2 protein-coding genes are annotated in these 784 nt (G+C 55.9%); both read right to left on the minus strand.

Features of this window, described 5'->3' with window-relative positions; genetic code table 11:
• Positions 1 to 25 precede the first annotated feature (25 nt).
• The gene (locus tag ACXJKH_RS21535; protein WP_457322435.1) at positions 26 to 349 is read right to left on the minus strand and encodes a hypothetical protein; all 324 of its coding nucleotides are present in this window, start codon (positions 347 to 349) and stop codon (positions 26 to 28) included.
• Between the two features lie 235 nt (positions 350 to 584).
• Positions 585 to 784 (minus strand): hypothetical protein (locus tag ACXJKH_RS21540; protein ID WP_457322437.1); only part of this gene is annotated, 200 nt, incomplete at its 5' end.

The following is a 784-nucleotide window of genomic DNA, read 5'->3' on the forward strand; positions in this document are numbered from 1 at the left end:
GCCTAACTCCCTGCAGGGCGCTGCCTCAAGGAAATGGATGCGGCAACGTTTCCTTTAGCAAACGGTTGCCCTGCACGGCCTCACGCCACTGGACAATCTTGTCCACGTCCGCACGTAGTCGTACCTGGTGCCGGCACACCCAGGTCTCGGCACCGCTGCGGCCCTGATCGTAGTCGGTACACACCCGCAGCCCGTCTGCAGGGAACTTGTAGCGCCCCAAGGTCGCTCGCCATACCCCATCGATGCTGTGATGCATCTGGACGACAGCGACGCCACGATGCTCGAGCAAAGTGTCCGGGCCGAGGGCGCCATGCGGGGTCTTCCATTCGAAGTCGTCGGGCAGCGTCATAGGCGGAGAGGATACGGCTGGCCATCGCAACGACTGCGACAAAGCTGGGGATCGTCCTGACGGCGTTGAAGGGCGGCGCCGGGGAGAGCGAGAGAGCGAGAGAGCGACCACAGTGGACGCCGGCGCGTCCCCGCCCGTTTAAGGAAAAAAACCGATGACCACGGGGAATGAGCAATTTTTGCAACCACCCCGCACCAAGTCCAATAAATTACTTTAAATACAATAACTTATGTACCTATATCAATGGCAATAATAAGGCAACATCCAAGCAACCTGATTGCTTTTCGGGAAGGCAATCCGGGCCTGAAATAATTTCCTTATGAATCAATGACATTGCAAGTTCCCCGTTCGGAAATTGCTCAAAATTGCCCCCAAAAGCAATCACCACATATCCTTTACAATCAATCACTTGCCGCGTGCATCCGGTGTATCGAT

This window comes from Stenotrophomonas sp. P5_B8, assembly GCF_054049855.1.